The sequence below is a fragment of the Kutzneria sp. CA-103260 genome, assembly GCF_018263855.1.
GTDB lineage: Bacteria > Actinomycetota > Actinomycetes > Mycobacteriales > Pseudonocardiaceae > Kutzneria.
On the sequence record NZ_CP073318.1, the window covers coordinates 2,454,726 to 2,468,920 of the forward strand.

The window sequence follows — 14,195 nt, forward strand, 5'->3', positions numbered from 1 at the left end:
CCCGGCCGTGCACCGTTTGTGCTGGTCTGCGCAGTGTGGTGGGGTAGTGGGCTGATAAGGGTCGTTACGCCAACTGTCCCTCGCGTCCATATCCGCACATCGACCCGGAGCGACGACGAGCACGGTCCGCGACCTGTTCGGCGAGCCGTCCTACTTTCGTAGGGATTGACATCACCCAAGTGGTCTAGTCCAATCTTGTGAGGGGGCCACATGGAGGTGAGAATGACACACAACAGGATCCCTGCCCTGTTGGGAGCGCTCTCAGCAACGCTGGCACTGGCTGTCGCGGCCCCATCGGTCGCGACGGCCCAGCCACACGCGGCGGCGCAGACGCTGACCGGCTACTGGCAGGACTTCACCAACGGCGCCACGGCGTTACGCCTGTCCGACGTGCCGACCAGCTACAACATCGTGGCCGTCGCGTTCGCCAACGCCGACCCGAACACGCCCGGCGCGGTCACCTTCAGCCTCGACTCGGGGCTGTCCTCGGCGCTGGGCGGCTACAGCGACAGCGACTTCCGCAACGACATCTCGACCCTGCACTCGCGCGGCCAGAAGGTGATCATCTCGGTCGGCGGGCAGAACGGCGCCATCAGCGTCAGCGACTCCACCAGCGCCACCAACTTCGCCACCAGCGTGTCGTCCCTGATCTCCAGCTACGGCTTCGACGGCGTGGACATCGACCTGGAGAACGGGATCAACCCGCAGTACATGGCGCAGGCGCTGCACCAGATCTCCGGCGCCTCCGTGGTGACGCTGGCCCCGCAGACCATTGACATGCAGTCCACCAGTTCCGGCTACTTCCAGCTGGCGCTGAACATCAAGGACATCCTGACCGTCGTCAACACCCAGTACTACAACTCCGGCACCATGAACGGCTGCGACGGCAACGTCTACGCTGAAGGCACCGAGGACTTCCTGACGGCGCTGGCGTGCACCCAGTTGCAGGGCGGGCTGAACCCGAGCCAGGTCGGGCTCGGGCTGCCGGCCTCGTCGTCCGGCGCTGGCAGCGGCTACCAGGACCCTGCCAACGTCACCAAGGCGCTGGACTGCCTGGCCACGGGCAACAACTGCGGCTCGTTCACGCCGCCGCAGACGTGGGGCGGGATCGGCGGGGCGATGGACTGGTCGATCAACTGGGACGCGGCCAACGGCTACAACTTCGCCAACACCGTCAAGGCCGGCTAGTGCGGGGTGACCGGACGCGACTGGCATGCCACCACCACGAGTCGCGTCCGGTCACGCGCACCGGGCTTGGCCCTTGCGAGGGTTGCACGGACGCGGGTCTGGCCGGCCATGCTTGGCAGTTCACCGCCCCCGAGGCCGCCCCCATCCGCGTGGAGCTCGACGACCAGTCATACCTGCCGTGAACCCGGCGCTACTAGCGGCTCACGCCGCGCACCACGACGAATGGTGCGCGGCGTGAGCGCTGGCCGGAGGACCAAACGCCGGTCGGGCTCGTTGTCAGGCCCGCAGTTCCTGACGAACCGCGACCTTCAGGTTGGCTAGCGCTTGGCGGTGGAACCGGGGGCCATAGGAGACCCGCGCCACGCCCAGCGCCCGGAGCTTGGCCAGGTCAAGCACGTCTGGCGTGGTGTTGGCGTTGATCGGCCCGGGCACTTCGGCGACCATGGCGGCGATGTCCCGCTCGTCGCCGACGCCGATCGGGTAGACACAGTCGGCTCCGGCCGCCAGGTAGCGGCGGCCCCGACGGACCGCTTCCGCGACCCGCTCCTCCTTGGCCACCCCGGCCCCCGGCAGGAAGGTGTCGACGCGCGCGTTGACAACAATCGGCACCCCGGCGTCGTCCGCGGCGGCTCGGACGGCCGCCAGCCGCTCGGCCTGCGCACCGGCGTCGACGAGTCCGCCCGCACGATGGTCGGTGTCCTCCAGGTTGCAGCCGACCACGCCGATCTCCAGCAACCGGTCCACCAGCTCCCGCGGCGGCAGGCCGTATCCGGCCTCGGCGTCCACGGTGACCGGGACCGCCACCACACGGGCGATCCGGCCGGCCGCGGCGAACATCTCCGGCCAGGGCGCGCCCTCGCCGTCCGGGTAGCCGAGCATCGCCGCGATCGCGGCGCTGCTGGTGGCGACCGCGGGGAACCCGGCCTCGGCCATGATCTTGGCGCTGGCCGCGTCCCACACATTCGGCAGAACGAGCATCTCCTCGGCGTGATGCAGCTCCCGGAACTGCACGGCATACGCCTTCAAGTCAGCGGTCATCAGTGTCCTTCACGTCGTGAGTGCGCACCGTCAGTCGGCGATCAAGCCGCCGGTGAGGTTGGCGATTGCCCCGGTCATCGCGCTGCACCGGTCCGAGGCGACGAAGGCGGCCACGTTGGCGATCTCGGCGACCGTGGGCAACTTCTTGCGCAGGGTCAGGTCGGCCATGCGGCTGGTGAACGTGTCGCGGGTGATGCCGTAGGCATTGGCGTGCAAGCCGTACACCTCGGACAGCTGCGGCGTTTCCGGCATCCCCGCCGCATTCAGGCACACCACTCGGACGCCAGACGGTCCGAGTTCGGCGGCCAGCCCCCGGGACAGACCTTCGATCGCCGACCAGGCCGGCGCCATGCCTCCCATGAGCGGGACGGCCATCCGTGACGGACTCGCCGTGAGCGTCACGATCACGCCCGATCCCTGCGCGGTCATCCGCCGAGCGGCAGCCCTGGCGGTCAGGAAGTTGGCCCTGGAGTAGGTGGTGATGGGCAGGTCGAATGCGTCGGGCGAGAGGTCGAGCATCCTCGTGCCCTGAATGCCGGTCTGAGGCAGGCTAGTCGCGTTGAACGAGATGTCGAGGGCACCGGCGGCCCTGACCACCGCGTCGGCGTGCGCTTCGACGGCGTTCTCATCCAGCGCGTCCACCAAGGCGACCTCGGCGACGCCACCCGAGGCCCGGATCTTGTCGGCGATCGCCTCCAGCGTGGCGCTGGTGCGTCCGGCGAGGAAGACCCGTGCGCCCTCCGCGGCGAAGGCCTGAGCGACCGCGCTTCCTACGGCACCGCCGGCGCCGTAGACGATCGCGTTCTTCTTGTCGAGCAGCACTGTCACTCCTGGTTGTCAGTTCACCGGCACGGCGTCGAGCAGTGCCGAGTTCTGCCGTTCGAGCGCCTTGACGGCACCGTTGCGCCAGCTCTCCGCCAGCGCCGCCGACATGGGGTCGGGGAAGATGTCGTCCTCGCCGTTCTCCAGCCCGTCGACGATGGCTCGTGCGACGGAGGCCGGAGAGGTCTTCGGGATGTCCCAGTCGCGGATCATGTCGGTGTCCACGGGGCCGGGCAGGGCGGCATGCACGGTCACGCCCTGCCGCGCCAACAGGGCGCGCAGCGACTGCGACAGCGAGAACGCGGCCGCCTTGGAGACCGCGTACGCCGGAGTGATCGGCACCGTGGCGAGCGACGCGAGCGACAGCACGTTGACGATGGCTCCTTGCGAGCGGGTCAACGCCGGCAGGAAAGCCTGGGTCACGCGGTAGGTGCCGAAGAGGTTGACAGCGAGGTGCTGTTCGAGCGCGGACGGATCGCTGAGGTCGTCGGGGAGGGCAATGCCGGCGTTGTTGATGAGGACGTCGAGCGATGCCACGATCTGTGCGGCGGCCTGCACCTGCTCCTCGCTGGTCACGTCCAGTGTCACGGGCGTGACTCGCCCGTCCGGATGGGCCACGGGCCGGCGCGCCGCGGCGTACACCCGCTTTGCGCCTCGCCGCAGGGCCTCCTCGACCAGTGCCTGTCCGATGCCTCGGTTGGCCCCGGTCACCAGGACCGTCGTGTCTGTGATGGTCATGCCGTCTCCTGATGAAGTGGATGCGTTCACAGGGGACAGACACGGCGCCCGCCCGAAACTGGGCGCGTCGACGGCGACCAGTTCTGCCGCCCGCCGGTGTCAGTACGAGAGAGGATTCAGACGGAGGTGGCAGATGGAACTGTTCCAGCGGGCGTGCGCCGGCGACCGGGACGCGTTCAGTGCCCTGGTCGAGCCGCACCGCGGCGAACTACGCGTGCACTGCTACCGCATGCTCGGTTCGCTGCAGGACGCCGAGGACGCGCTGCAGGAGACGCTGCTGGCGGCATGGCTCGGCCTCGACGGCTTCGAGGGACGCTCGTCCCTGCGCACCTGGCTCTACCGCATCGCCACCAACCGGTGCCTCAACCTGCTGCGCTCGGCCAGCCGGCAGCCGGTGACCGCGCCGGCGTCGGCGCCACTGCCGGAGCCGAGCCGCCTGGGTGAGGTGCTCTGGCTGCAGCCGTATCCCGACGTGCTGCTCGACGAGCTCTCCGATCAGGCACCCGGGCCCGAAGCCCGGTACGAGTCCCGCGAGGCGATCTCGCTCGCGTTCGTCACCGCCGTCCAACTGCTGCCACCGAACCAGCGCGCCGTGCTCCTGCTGCGCGACGTGCTCGGGTACCGCGCCAGCGAAACCGCCGAGGTGCTTGGGCTCACCGAGGACGCGGTCACCAGCGCCCTCAAACGCGCCCGCGCGACGATGAACGCGACTCGCTCCCTCAACCCGCCACCACCCCCACTCGGCGGGCCGGAGGAACGTGCGCTGCTCGACCGCTTCGTCACGGCCTTCACCGAACTCGACGTCGACACGCTCATCGCGCTCATGACCGACGACATCTGGGTGCGGATGCCGCCGCTTCCATTCGAATACCGCGGGAGCGCCGACGGGCACCGCTTCTTCAGCGCGATCAGCGCCCTGCTGGGGCGGATCGACCGGATGGTGCCGGTCCGGGCGAACGGCCAGCCGGCGTGGGGCGAGTACATGCGCGATCACGTCACCGGTGGCCTGCACCTCGCCGGCGTCATCGTGGTCGGCCTCGCCGGCGACAGGATCTGCGAGTTCACCCGGTTCGAGACGGCGGTCGCGCCGTACTTCGGCCTGCCCCGAACGCTCGACTAGCTTGTACGAGGCCGTGACGTTGGTGACGGGGGACGGACATCCTATGCTTGCTCGTGGTGGAGTTCGTCTGACGCGGTCTCGGTCCAGTACCGCGGGTCGCGTCCGTAGTCGGGGGTCCGGAAGGCCCGATCCCAGGGTGCGTCTGGTGCGACCAGTTCGCGCCAGGGAGCGACTTCGGTGTAGAGCACCCGCATTGAGTTGAGCGCGCCGAAGTGCAGTGCGGGTCCGTCGGTGGATACCGCGTCTTCTGGCACGGCCACTTCGAAGTTTCGCTCCAACGCCGAGCGCACCGTCGCTTCGACACAGACGTTGGTCTGCAGGCCTGCGACGATGAGCCGGGTGATGGCGAGATTCCTGAGCAGCGGTTCCAGTTCGGTGTACGTGAAGAAGCTGGGTCGGGTCTTGTCGAGCACCAGGTCTCCTGGCTGTGGCGCCACCGTATCGATGATCCGGCTTTTCCACTGCTTGTGCTCGTCGGACACCTCAGGCATCCGGCTGGCGCGGCTCCGCAGATGGCGGGCGGACCGGGGGTTCGTTCCCAGCGCTCCTGCCTGGCTGGCGACCACGCGCGAGTACAGCACCGGGATCCCGTGCGAGCGCGCGTGGGCGAGGAGGTCGGCGCACGTGGTGATGACTCTGTCCAGTTGCCAGATCGGTGGCCAGCCGAGTGCGTCTCGCACCCCGTCGTTGGCGAGGTAGCCGTTCTGCATGTCGATCATGAGTAGGGCTGTTCCGGTCATCGCGGTCCTTCCCGTGTCTGCGGAATCTGCCAGCTGATCACGAGGTTGCCAGGATGCCGCAGCGTGAGAAGCCGCTGACGGGATGGTCTTTTCGCCCGTGCGTACCTGACGAGCGAGGTCAGGTTGACTGAGGCGGGCGCTGACCCAGCAGCGAATCCAGCTGTTCCGTGTGAACCTGGCGTCGAATCGATCGAAGTCATCGGCGCGTCGTCGCTGGACTGCGGTCTGGAAGGTCGACCTCGGCCGGTGTCCCGGTCGAGGTCGCACGGCTCTGGGGCTTGACACTGTCACGGGGCGGGCGCATTCTCGCAACGCATGTTGACGTAAACATCGGCAGCACTCTCGGACATCGGAGTTCGGATGAAGCGCTCCCGCGCCCTGCTACGCGCCGTCATCGCCACCGTTCTCGCCGTGCCACTGCTCACGGTCCCGCCCGCCGCCTCCGCCGCCACCAACACCTTCCGCGGCGTCAACTGGGCGGACAGTCGTGACAACTACGTGGACGGGTGGGTCATCCCGACCGGGCTCACCGCCGGGGACAGCTACAACACCGTCCGCACCAAGGCGGACGGCATCATCGCCGGCTTTCAGCAGCAGTTGGGCGCGAACACTGTGCGGCTGCCGATCAACCCGCAGAGCGTCAACTCGGACTGGTGGTCCCGGTACAAGGGCGCCGCCGACTCGGCGCTGGCCCACGGCATGAAGGTCATTTTCGGGTACTGGGAAGCGAACAAGGACGGCCTGGTCGACGACACGGCCGCATGGAACACCATGTGGGACCAGGTCACCGCCGACTACGGCGGCAACGGCAACGTCTACTTCGAACCGATGAACGAGCCGTTCGGCTACAGCCTGAACGCCTGGGTCTCGTTCTGCTCGACCTGGCTGTCCCGGCACTCGACCATCCCCCGCGGCCGGGTCGTGATCAGCGGCACCGGCTACAACGACAACGTGACCGGCGTCGGCGCGGCGAGCGCGTTGAACGGCACGTTGCTGTCGCTGCACTTCTACGGCTACTGGGCCTCGGACACAACTCGCGCGGCGTGGACGACCAACCTCAGCAACCGGCTCGGCTCGTACTCGTCCCGCACCATCATCGACGAGGCCGGCGCCCCGATGACGACGGGACTGGACTACTCGGCCGGGCACCAGGACGGCAACAACTTCACCGCCTACTTCGCCGCCACCACCGACCTGGCGAGGTCCCGGCAGATCGGCGTCGTCTACTGGCCCGGCCTGCGCTCCGGGGACACCTATTCGATCACGCGGCAGAGCGGCAGCGGCCTGGCGGTGAACAATGCTTCCGGCGTGGCTCAGCTGCGCTGGGGCTGGGGCCTGTAGTCCTGCCGCCCCGGATGGTTTTCCCGGCCTGGCAGAGATCGCCGCGCTACCGGCGCCAAGCGTGCGTGGCGGTTTCTGCAAGGAATTCCGTCGTCACTGTTGCCGCGTCACTGCTGGAGCGGCGTCCTCCCGGGTCGTCTGTTCTATGTGGACTCCTGGAATTCCACCACTGCCCCGCCGTGCTCGTGGGCCCACTCGGTCAGCACGGCGATCGGCTTCACCAACGTCCGACCCAGATCCGTCAGCCTGTACTCGACCTTCCCGGCCTTGGCGTGGCGGACGACCAGACCGTAACCCTGCAACCGGCGCAGCGTCTGGGTCAACACCTTCCGCGAGATCCCCCCGATCAGGGCGACCAATTCGCCGTGCCGGCACGGCTGCCGGCTCAACGCGAACACCGTGACCACAGCCCACTTGTCGGCGATGATCTCGATCGCCAACCGGGCCGGACAGTCGGCCAGGAAAACGCTGCCGGAGTACTCGCGCACACCCCGACGGTAGCCCGCCGCCAGGAACCTCGCGGTACCTGGCGCCTGATTAGCGTCGACGGCGTGAAGCCACTGAACAGCGAAACCACATGAACACGGAGATCGGCTGGCCGGGCGGGCGGAAGGTCGCCGCGGTGGTCACGGTCGCGTTGGAGCTGTGGTCGCCGGGGCACTGGCCCGCCTACGCGCCGATGGCGGCGGCGTGGCCGCTGGCCGGTGTCGATGACACGCACAGCACCTCCTGGGTGGACTACGGCGTCACCACCGGCATCTGGCGGCTGCTCGACGTCCTGGGCGACCTGCCCGCCACCGTCGGCGTCAACGGCCTGGTCGCCCAACGACATCCCGACACGGTGGTGGCCATCCACAACGCGGGACACGAGATCGCCGCGCACTCCTGGACCCAGGACGTCGTACCAGCACTACTCGACCTGAACGCCGAGCGGGACAACATCCGCCGCTGTACCGACATTCTCCATCGTGTCACCGGCGTCCGGCCGACCGGCTGGATGAGCCCACGGGCGACGGGCTCGAAGCACACCTCCAACCTGCTCACCGAGGCTGGCTACCGCTGGACCGGCGATCACGGCGACCATGACCTTCCCCAGATCCTGCCCACCGCACACGGGCCCCTGGTCTCTGTCATGCACAGCGACCATTCCGATGTCCGTGACGCCGCGGCCGGCCCGTACGCCTACCGTGACCTGCACCGTGCGCTGCTGGATCAACTACTCGCCGCTCCCGGCCCGAGCGTCTTCCACCTCACGGTCCACGCCCACGTCGGCGGCCGGCCGCTCCTGGCGGGCATGGTCGGCCAGATCCTCGACCTCATCCGTGCGTCCGACGACGTCTGGATCGCAACCCACGGTCAGATGGCCGGACACGTCCTTACACACCAAGGAGAAAGGCCATGACACACATCCTCGTCGTCGGCGGCACCGGGGCCATGGGCCGCCACATGGTCCGACACCTGCTCGCCACCGCAGACGCCACCGTCACCGTCCCCACCCGCCATCCTGACTCCGACCACGCCACTGAACTCGCCGCTACCGCGCCCGGTCGGGTGCGACTGGTCCGCTTCGATCCGACTGCCCTCGACGCCCTGGTCGAGCCGGCCGACCGAGTGTTCGCCAACACCGACTTCTTCGCGGCGGGCAGCGCCGTGGGGGAGTATCGGCAAGGACTGGACCTGCTGGCCGCCGCGCGGCGGGCCGGCGTGGAGCGGTTCATCTGGTCCTCGTTGGACAGCGCGGTGTCCCTGACCGGCCACCCCGTCCCACACTTCGACAGCAAGGCCGCCGTCGCCGCCCACATCAACCTGATGCGGTCGGAGGAGATGCTCCGCAAGGAGACAGACGGCTGGTACACCGAGCACGTCTCGGTACTGACCACGGCGCCGTACTTCGAGAACCTGCGGGACCGGCTCACCCCTGCGCCGGACGGTCGGGGCGGCCTGGTCTTCAGGCTTCCTCTCGGTGCCGCCCGTTACCCGCTCGTCGCCCTGGCCGACATCGCCTGGTTCGCCGGCCACATGTTCGACAACTGGCAGTCCTGGGGCGCCCGCGACCTCGCGGTGATCGGCGACAGCCTCACCGGTGACGAGATCGCGGCCACCTTCGCCCAGGTCACGGGGACTCCCAGTACCTACGTCCCGATGTCGCACGACGACTTGCGCGCCGCGGTTCCCGACTTCGGCCATGACTACGCGGCGATGTTCCGGTTCTTCGCCGAGCGGGACGTCTACGCCCAGGACCGGGACATCACCCTGCTGCGCCGCCTGCATCCCGACGTGATGACCTTCGAGGACTGGCTGCGCCACACCGGCTGGCGGTGCTGATCCACAGTCTGGTGCCGGCACTGCTGGCGGCGAACATCTACTACGCCCGCCTCACCCTGGCCGTAGCGCTGACCTGCTTCAAAGACGACAGCGACATGGTACTGGCGCGGCTGCGTGGCCAAGGCCGTCAACGCCCGTCACTGGTGCTGCTCGATCTGAGCATGCCCTGGATCGATTTCCTGAGCTCGGCCACGCCGACCTGGCGTGGCCGGGCCCGAGTCCGCTCAGCGCCGAGTGAGTGTCACTGACGTGGTGCTGCCGCCGCCACGGGTGATCCGCACCGAGAACAGGTGGCTGCCAGCGTCATAGCTGACGTTGTCGGCGCCGCCGCCGACGGCGGTCGCCGACACCGGCGTGGGGGAGTAGCCGTGCAGGATGACGGGGCTGTCACCGGTGGCGAACGCGACGGTGGCGTGCACGGCGCCGTCGTCGCTCAGCGAGCGGATCCGCTGCTGGCCCAGTGACACGAACTTCCCGGCATCGCCGAGGAAGGCGATCCCTGACCGGCCCACCGGCACCACCTGGTAGTACGCCCCGTTGCTGTCCACTGTGATGGTGTGTGCGGAGCTGCCGTCGACCACCTTGCCGGTGCCGGCGAAGTAGTCGTAGACGTAGGCCTGACCGGTGACACCGAGGTCGGCGGGTCGGAATGCGGTGTCGGTGGTCGCGCTCGGGGTGACGGTGCCGGCGCTCACCCCGAGGTAGTCGATGTTCGGACCGCTGCTGCCGGTGGCGGTGGCCCGCACGGTGTGCTGGCCGGCGGACAGCGTGATCACGACCGGCTGCACGGACCAGTCGCTCCAGCCGCCGGTTGTGGCGAACGCAGGCGTCGCGGAGCCGGTGCCGTCCAGGGACACCGCGAGCGGCCTGGTGGTCGTCCCGCCGTTGGCGTACCGGAACAGCAGGGTGTAGGTGCCGGTCGTGGGAACGGTGACGTTCCATTGCACGTAGTCGCCGGAGTCGTGCTGGTAGTCGGCGTATCCGGTGCCGGTGTGCCCGAGGTTGTCGCTGGCCACGATCGGGCCGGCCAGGGTGGCATCCTCGGCCTGGTAGATGTGGTCCGGCTTCGGGGTGAAGTTCGGCCGCTGGTAGGCGAACACGTAGCCGGCGGACATCGTGCCGTGCCGGCTGCCGGTGGTGGCGACCATCGCGTTGCCCTCGCCCGAGGCGTCCCGGACGTAGGTGGCGCTGTCCGGGACGATCGGGGTGTCCGGCTTGACGATCGTGCCGTCCGCTTCGGCGACCTTGTGGAGATTGTCGACGTTCTCGTCGCCGACGGCGTCGCCGACGCCGACCGGCCCGGCGGACAGGTTCTGCAGCAGCAGGTTCTGCGTCTCGGTGCTCATGGCGACGTCGGCCCATGGCCACACCCCGACCGCACCGGCCAGCTGCGAGGTGTAGAGGAAGTGGTCCCACTTGGACCGGTCGAACCGGTCGTCGGACACTCGGCTGTTGGTGACGGCGTTGTAGAGGGTGCTCTGCAGAATGTCCTTGGGCAGCGGCATGCAGTACTGGATGTCCAGGCCGTTGGCCGCCGCGGCCGAGGCCATGCCGCCGAGGAACGCGTCCCGATCAGTGAGGTTGAAGGCGGGTTGCGCGTGGGTGCACAGCCAGTCCTGTTCGTACATGTCGACACCGGACGACTTGAGGTAGCTCATCCGGTCCTGCCAGAACGCCGGATCGGTGATCACGTTGCCGGACATCTGGTACTGCTGGTGGTACGGGCTGGCCGGATCGATCCACCGGGCGTGGGTGATCAGCGGCACGCCGACGCTCTGCTGGAAGGCTCCTAGCCCGTTCGGGAACAGTGTCGAGTCCGCCTCGTACCGGTACTCGCCGTCGGCGTTGTCGGCCCAGTCGGCGTTGGGCCCCTTGGGGTAGAACCAGCTGTCCAGCTGGAGGTTGCCCATGGGCGCGCCCTTGGCCTGCCAGTCGGCGCGGACCGCGCGCAGCGTGCCCTGGTAGCCGAGGTTCTGGTCGGGCTTGTAGTAGTAGGTGGAGCCGTTGTCGGTCCAGTAGCCGAGTTTCGCCAACGTGTTGGTGGCGTCCGAGGCCGCCAGGTGCTTGCCGGACAAGCCGGTCAGTGCCCGGCCCCAGGTGTGGTAGACGTTGCTGATGCCGGTGCCGAAGGCCAGTATCGTGCGGTGTGTGAATCCGGCCGGCAGGGTGCTCACGCCCACGGAGATGCCGCTGGTGAGAGAGCCGCTGGCGTCGTATTTCGTGACAGCGGTGGAGAAGTCCGACGCGGCGGAGAGCAGATAGCCGGCGCCGGTCGCGTCGAAGGCCAGGTAGGGGCTGAAGCCGGGGTCGCCGGCGGCATCGAACTGCTGCGGCGCGAAGCAGTTGTTGGCGAAGGTCTCGTTGTGCGGCAGGGCGGGTTTGGCCGACAGCGCCGGGAACGGATCGGCGTTGGCCCCGGCCTGTCGGTATGTCGTGGTGAACAGCACCGCCGGCACGTTGTCGTAGGCCCGGATGCCGCTGCCACGCCCGACGCCTCCTGCCGTGTAGCCGAAGTCGACCTCGCGGTAGGCGCCGACGCTGTCGGTTCCGGCCGACTGTCGAACGTTGCTCACCTGCGTGCCGACCGAACCGGCGAAGTGGTAATTCGGGCCGGCAGTGTCGATGGTGTAGGAGCCGTCGGCGTGCACGGCCACCGTGGTTCCGGTCGTCGCGAGCGTGGTGGCGTCGGCTGGTTCCGCGGCTAGGGTCATGCCCAGCGGCAGCATGACCGCGAGAGCGCCGGCGGCGGTCCTCAGGCGGCGGGAGCGCGGTGATCGCGTTTTCATGGAGACTCCTTGTCGGACTGCCGGTCGTGGCGGTGACGTGGTGCTCCGGAGCAAGGTTTTCCCTAGGCGCTCGGCGAGATCCCCCGCTGTGCCCGCGGAGTGGAGGCGCCGGTCTGGTCGCGCTAGTGCGGTGTGACGTGGGCGGGGTCGTGGCCGGCCGGTTCGGCCGTGCGTCGTGAGGACTTCTCAGCCACGGCGTCATCGCCTGCCTTCCACACCCGGGGGCAACGCCCTGTGAGTGCCACAGATCGTCAGACAGCAATCGAAGTTATGTCAACGAACTGAACAAACCCTTCCGTTATATTCCGATGGTCCGGTACGTTTTGTCAGGTGATCCGGACGTCGGGGGTGATTGCTGGTGTGATTTGTTCAAAGCTTGTCATCCAGTCCGGGCAGGTGTACACGTTCCGTCATGCCTGGGCCTTTCGATGTCTCACCTCCTCCCGTGCCCACGCATGAACGGATCGTCGAACTGCTACGCAAGCGCGGCGCTCTGACCCGTGCGGACCTCGTGCGGCTGCTCGGAGTCTCGCGGGCGACAGTGTCCACTGCGGTTGGCGCGCTGCAGCGGGGCGGGCTCGTCGTCGAGACCAGTCCGGCGACGTCGACCTGGCTGCCGCAGCCAGGTCGCCCCGGGGCGCTGCTCACCCTCAACCCGTCGGCCGGCGCCGCCGTCGGCATCGACTTCGGGCACACGCATGTGCGGGTGGTGATCGCGGACCTGGCGCACACGGTGCTCGCCGAGGCGCACGAGCCACTGGCGCGCGACCACGACGCCCGGCAGGCGATGGCCACCGCCGCCGAGCTCACGGAGTGTCTGTTGGCCGACACGGACGTCGACCGTGCGAAGGTGATCGGTGTCGGTGCCGGGCTGCCTGGCCCGGTCGACGCGCATACTGGCACGATCGGCTCCTCCAGCATCGCACCGAGTTGGGTCGGGCTTCGCCCTGCCGATGACCTTGCCACGCTGCTCGACCTGCCGGTGATGGTCGACAACGTCGCCAACCTCGGCGCGCTCGCGGAATTCGTCTGGGGCGCCGGCCAGGGCGCGAAGGTCTGCGCGTACCTCAAGCTGGGCACCGGCGTCGGCGCGGGCATCGTCATCGACGGCCGGCTCTATCGGGGCGCGGGCGGCACGGCAGCGGAGTTCGGCCACGTCACGGTCGATCCCGCGGGGGAGATCTGCCGCTGTGGCAACCGGGGATGCCTGGAGACCTTCGTCGGTGTGCCGGCGCTGCTGGGCCAACTGCAGGGCCAGTACGGTCCGAACCTGACTGCCGCCCGGATGATCAGGCTCGCCACCGATGGCGACCGCAGGTCCGCGCGAGCGCTCGCGGACGCCGGTCACCGGGTCGGGGCCGCGGCCGCCGTGCTGTGCAACCTGTTGAATCCCGACCGTGTCATCATCGGCGGCGAACTCGCGGCCGCCGGCGAGATCATGCTCGGGCCACTGCGTGCCGCGCTTGAGCGCGACTCGCTGCCCTTCGTGCACGCGCAGGCCGCGGTCCTGCTGGGCAAGGCGGGTGATCGAGCCGAAGCTCTCGGCGCGATCGCCCTGGTCCTGCACAGCACCAACCGTCACGTCGCCCGGCCCTAGCCCGGCGCACGCAAGCTGGGCAGAAGCAATCCGCCAAAGCGCCTGGGCCGGTTCGGTCGGTCCGACGGCGTCACCGGACATGGCGGGTCATCGCCGCCGGGACGCCTCGATGCGGCGGCGCCGCACCACGCGGCCGGTTCCGGGCGAGTATCCGTGCTTCGTCAGGCGGGCTTCGGTCAGCTCCTCCGCGCTGGTCAGCACGAAGTACAGGCTCATGAGCAGCCCCACCGCCAACGCCGGCAGCACCATCGAAGCCGGTGCCGGGGTCAGCACCGTCAGCACCAGATAGGCGGCGACCAGCAACGGCAGTGCCTCGACAGCCACCTTCACGGCGTACCGCAGCAGCCAGGTCCGACACGTCGCGTCGTACAGCACCCATTCCCGGTAGCGCTCCGGCAGTCGGCCACCGTAGACGTAGTGCAACCACCGCAGCGGGTTCGGCCTGTGCGTCACCACACGGTTCGGATACCCACTTCGGGCCGGAAAACGCCCGTCGGACC

The 14,195-nt window shown here is 68.7% G+C and carries 13 protein-coding genes and 1 pseudogene; 7 read left to right on the top strand and 7 right to left on the bottom strand.

Annotated features, from left to right (window positions below; translation table 11 throughout):
• Positions 1 to 330: 330 nt before the first annotated feature.
• Positions 331 to 1,188 (top strand): annotated as a pseudogene (locus JJ691_RS10630) (glycosyl hydrolase family 18 protein); the annotation flags it as partial.
• A 276-nt stretch (positions 1,189 to 1,464) separates the two neighbouring features.
• Here JJ691_RS10630 and JJ691_RS10635 read toward each other — a convergent pair.
• The 3 genes from JJ691_RS10635 to JJ691_RS10645 are packed head-to-tail and all read right to left on the bottom strand — an operon-like array spanning position 1,465 to position 3,786.
• Entirely contained in the window at positions 1,465 to 2,226 is a 762-nt protein-coding gene (locus tag JJ691_RS10635) for an isocitrate lyase/PEP mutase family protein (RefSeq protein WP_211768613.1), read from the bottom strand.
• A gap of 30 nt (positions 2,227 to 2,256) precedes the next feature.
• Positions 2,257 to 3,048, bottom strand: a complete 792-nt coding sequence (locus JJ691_RS10640) for an SDR family NAD(P)-dependent oxidoreductase (RefSeq protein WP_249227820.1) — start codon at positions 3,046 to 3,048, stop codon at positions 2,257 to 2,259.
• A 15-nt stretch (positions 3,049 to 3,063) separates the two neighbouring features.
• Positions 3,064 to 3,786 (bottom strand): SDR family NAD(P)-dependent oxidoreductase, encoded by a 723-nt coding sequence (locus tag JJ691_RS10645; RefSeq protein ID WP_211768615.1) that lies wholly within the window; start codon positions 3,784 to 3,786, stop codon positions 3,064 to 3,066.
• 133 nt (positions 3,787 to 3,919) lie between these two features.
• Between JJ691_RS10645 and JJ691_RS10650 the strand changes: the two genes are divergently transcribed.
• Positions 3,920 to 4,906: a sigma-70 family RNA polymerase sigma factor gene (locus tag JJ691_RS10650; RefSeq protein WP_211768616.1), complete on the top strand. Its 987-nt coding sequence runs from the start codon at positions 3,920 to 3,922 to the stop codon at positions 4,904 to 4,906.
• A gap of 41 nt (positions 4,907 to 4,947) precedes the next feature.
• Here JJ691_RS10650 and JJ691_RS10655 read toward each other — a convergent pair whose 3' ends face one another.
• On the bottom strand, positions 4,948 to 5,625 hold the full coding sequence (locus JJ691_RS10655) for a cysteine hydrolase family protein (protein WP_249227821.1): 678 nt from the start codon (positions 5,623 to 5,625) through the stop codon (positions 4,948 to 4,950).
• A gap of 381 nt (positions 5,626 to 6,006) precedes the next feature.
• Here JJ691_RS10655 and JJ691_RS10660 point away from each other — a divergent pair, with 381 nt between their 5' ends.
• Positions 6,007 to 6,987: a glycoside hydrolase family 5 protein gene (locus tag JJ691_RS10660; RefSeq protein ID WP_211768618.1), complete on the top strand. Its 981-nt coding sequence runs from the start codon at positions 6,007 to 6,009 to the stop codon at positions 6,985 to 6,987.
• 143 nt (positions 6,988 to 7,130) lie between these two features.
• On the opposite strand, the gene JJ691_RS10665 is transcribed toward JJ691_RS10660, so the two are convergent.
• Entirely contained in the window at positions 7,131 to 7,475 is a 345-nt protein-coding gene (locus JJ691_RS10665; RefSeq protein ID WP_211768619.1) for a winged helix-turn-helix transcriptional regulator, read from the bottom strand.
• Positions 7,476 to 7,564: 89 nt separating this feature from the next.
• Here JJ691_RS10665 and JJ691_RS10670 point away from each other — a divergent pair, with 89 nt between their 5' ends.
• The 3 genes from JJ691_RS10670 to JJ691_RS10680 are packed head-to-tail and all read left to right on the top strand — an operon-like array spanning position 7,565 to position 9,560.
• Positions 7,565 to 8,389: a polysaccharide deacetylase family protein gene (locus JJ691_RS10670; RefSeq protein WP_249227822.1), complete on the top strand. Its 825-nt coding sequence runs from the start codon at positions 7,565 to 7,567 to the stop codon at positions 8,387 to 8,389.
• Positions 8,386 to 9,312, top strand: coding sequence for an NmrA family NAD(P)-binding protein (locus tag JJ691_RS10675; RefSeq protein WP_211768620.1), 927 nt, complete (start codon positions 8,386 to 8,388; stop codon positions 9,310 to 9,312). Before JJ691_RS10670 ends, JJ691_RS10675 begins: the two co-directional genes overlap by 4 nt.
• The gene (locus tag JJ691_RS10680) at positions 9,306 to 9,560 is read left to right on the top strand and encodes a hypothetical protein (protein WP_211768621.1); all 255 of its coding nucleotides are present in this window, start codon (positions 9,306 to 9,308) and stop codon (positions 9,558 to 9,560) included. Before JJ691_RS10675 ends, JJ691_RS10680 begins: the two co-directional genes overlap by 7 nt.
• Here JJ691_RS10680 and JJ691_RS10685 read toward each other — a convergent pair.
• Positions 9,537 to 12,098, bottom strand: coding sequence for a carbohydrate-binding protein (locus JJ691_RS10685; RefSeq protein ID WP_211768622.1), 2,562 nt, complete (start codon positions 12,096 to 12,098; stop codon positions 9,537 to 9,539). The genes JJ691_RS10680 and JJ691_RS10685 overlap by 24 nt on opposite strands.
• Before the next feature lie 445 nt (positions 12,099 to 12,543).
• On the opposite strand from JJ691_RS10685, the gene JJ691_RS10690 reads away from it, so the two are divergent.
• Positions 12,544 to 13,695: an ROK family transcriptional regulator gene (locus JJ691_RS10690; protein ID WP_211768623.1), complete on the top strand. Its 1,152-nt coding sequence runs from the start codon at positions 12,544 to 12,546 to the stop codon at positions 13,693 to 13,695.
• A gap of 87 nt (positions 13,696 to 13,782) precedes the next feature.
• Here the strand turns inward: JJ691_RS10690 and JJ691_RS10695 are convergent, their stop codons facing one another.
• The gene (locus tag JJ691_RS10695; protein WP_211768624.1) at positions 13,783 to 14,151 is read right to left on the bottom strand and encodes a DUF5313 family protein; all 369 of its coding nucleotides are present in this window, start codon (positions 14,149 to 14,151) and stop codon (positions 13,783 to 13,785) included.
• Positions 14,152 to 14,195: the final 44 nt, after the last annotated feature.

Coding starts and splice junctions, on each gene's coding strand:
- JJ691_RS10645 (WP_211768615.1), bottom strand. CDS start 3,786: ATGACCATCACAGACACGACGGTCCTGGTGACCGGGGCCAACCGAGGC.
- JJ691_RS10655 (WP_249227821.1), bottom strand. CDS start 5,625: ATGATCGACATGCAGAACGGCTACCTCGCCAACGACGGGGTGCGAGAC.
- JJ691_RS10650 (WP_211768616.1), top strand. CDS start 3,920: ATGGAACTGTTCCAGCGGGCGTGCGCCGGCGACCGGGACGCGTTCAGT.
- JJ691_RS10660 (WP_211768618.1), top strand. CDS start 6,007: ATGAAGCGCTCCCGCGCCCTGCTACGCGCCGTCATCGCCACCGTTCTC.
- JJ691_RS10685 (WP_211768622.1), bottom strand. CDS start 12,098: ATGAAAACGCGATCACCGCGCTCCCGCCGCCTGAGGACCGCCGCCGGC.
- JJ691_RS10675 (WP_211768620.1), top strand. CDS start 8,386: ATGACACACATCCTCGTCGTCGGCGGCACCGGGGCCATGGGCCGCCAC.
- JJ691_RS10670 (WP_249227822.1), top strand. CDS start 7,565: ATGAACACGGAGATCGGCTGGCCGGGCGGGCGGAAGGTCGCCGCGGTG.
- JJ691_RS10635 (WP_211768613.1), bottom strand. CDS start 2,226: ATGACCGCTGACTTGAAGGCGTATGCCGTGCAGTTCCGGGAGCTGCAT.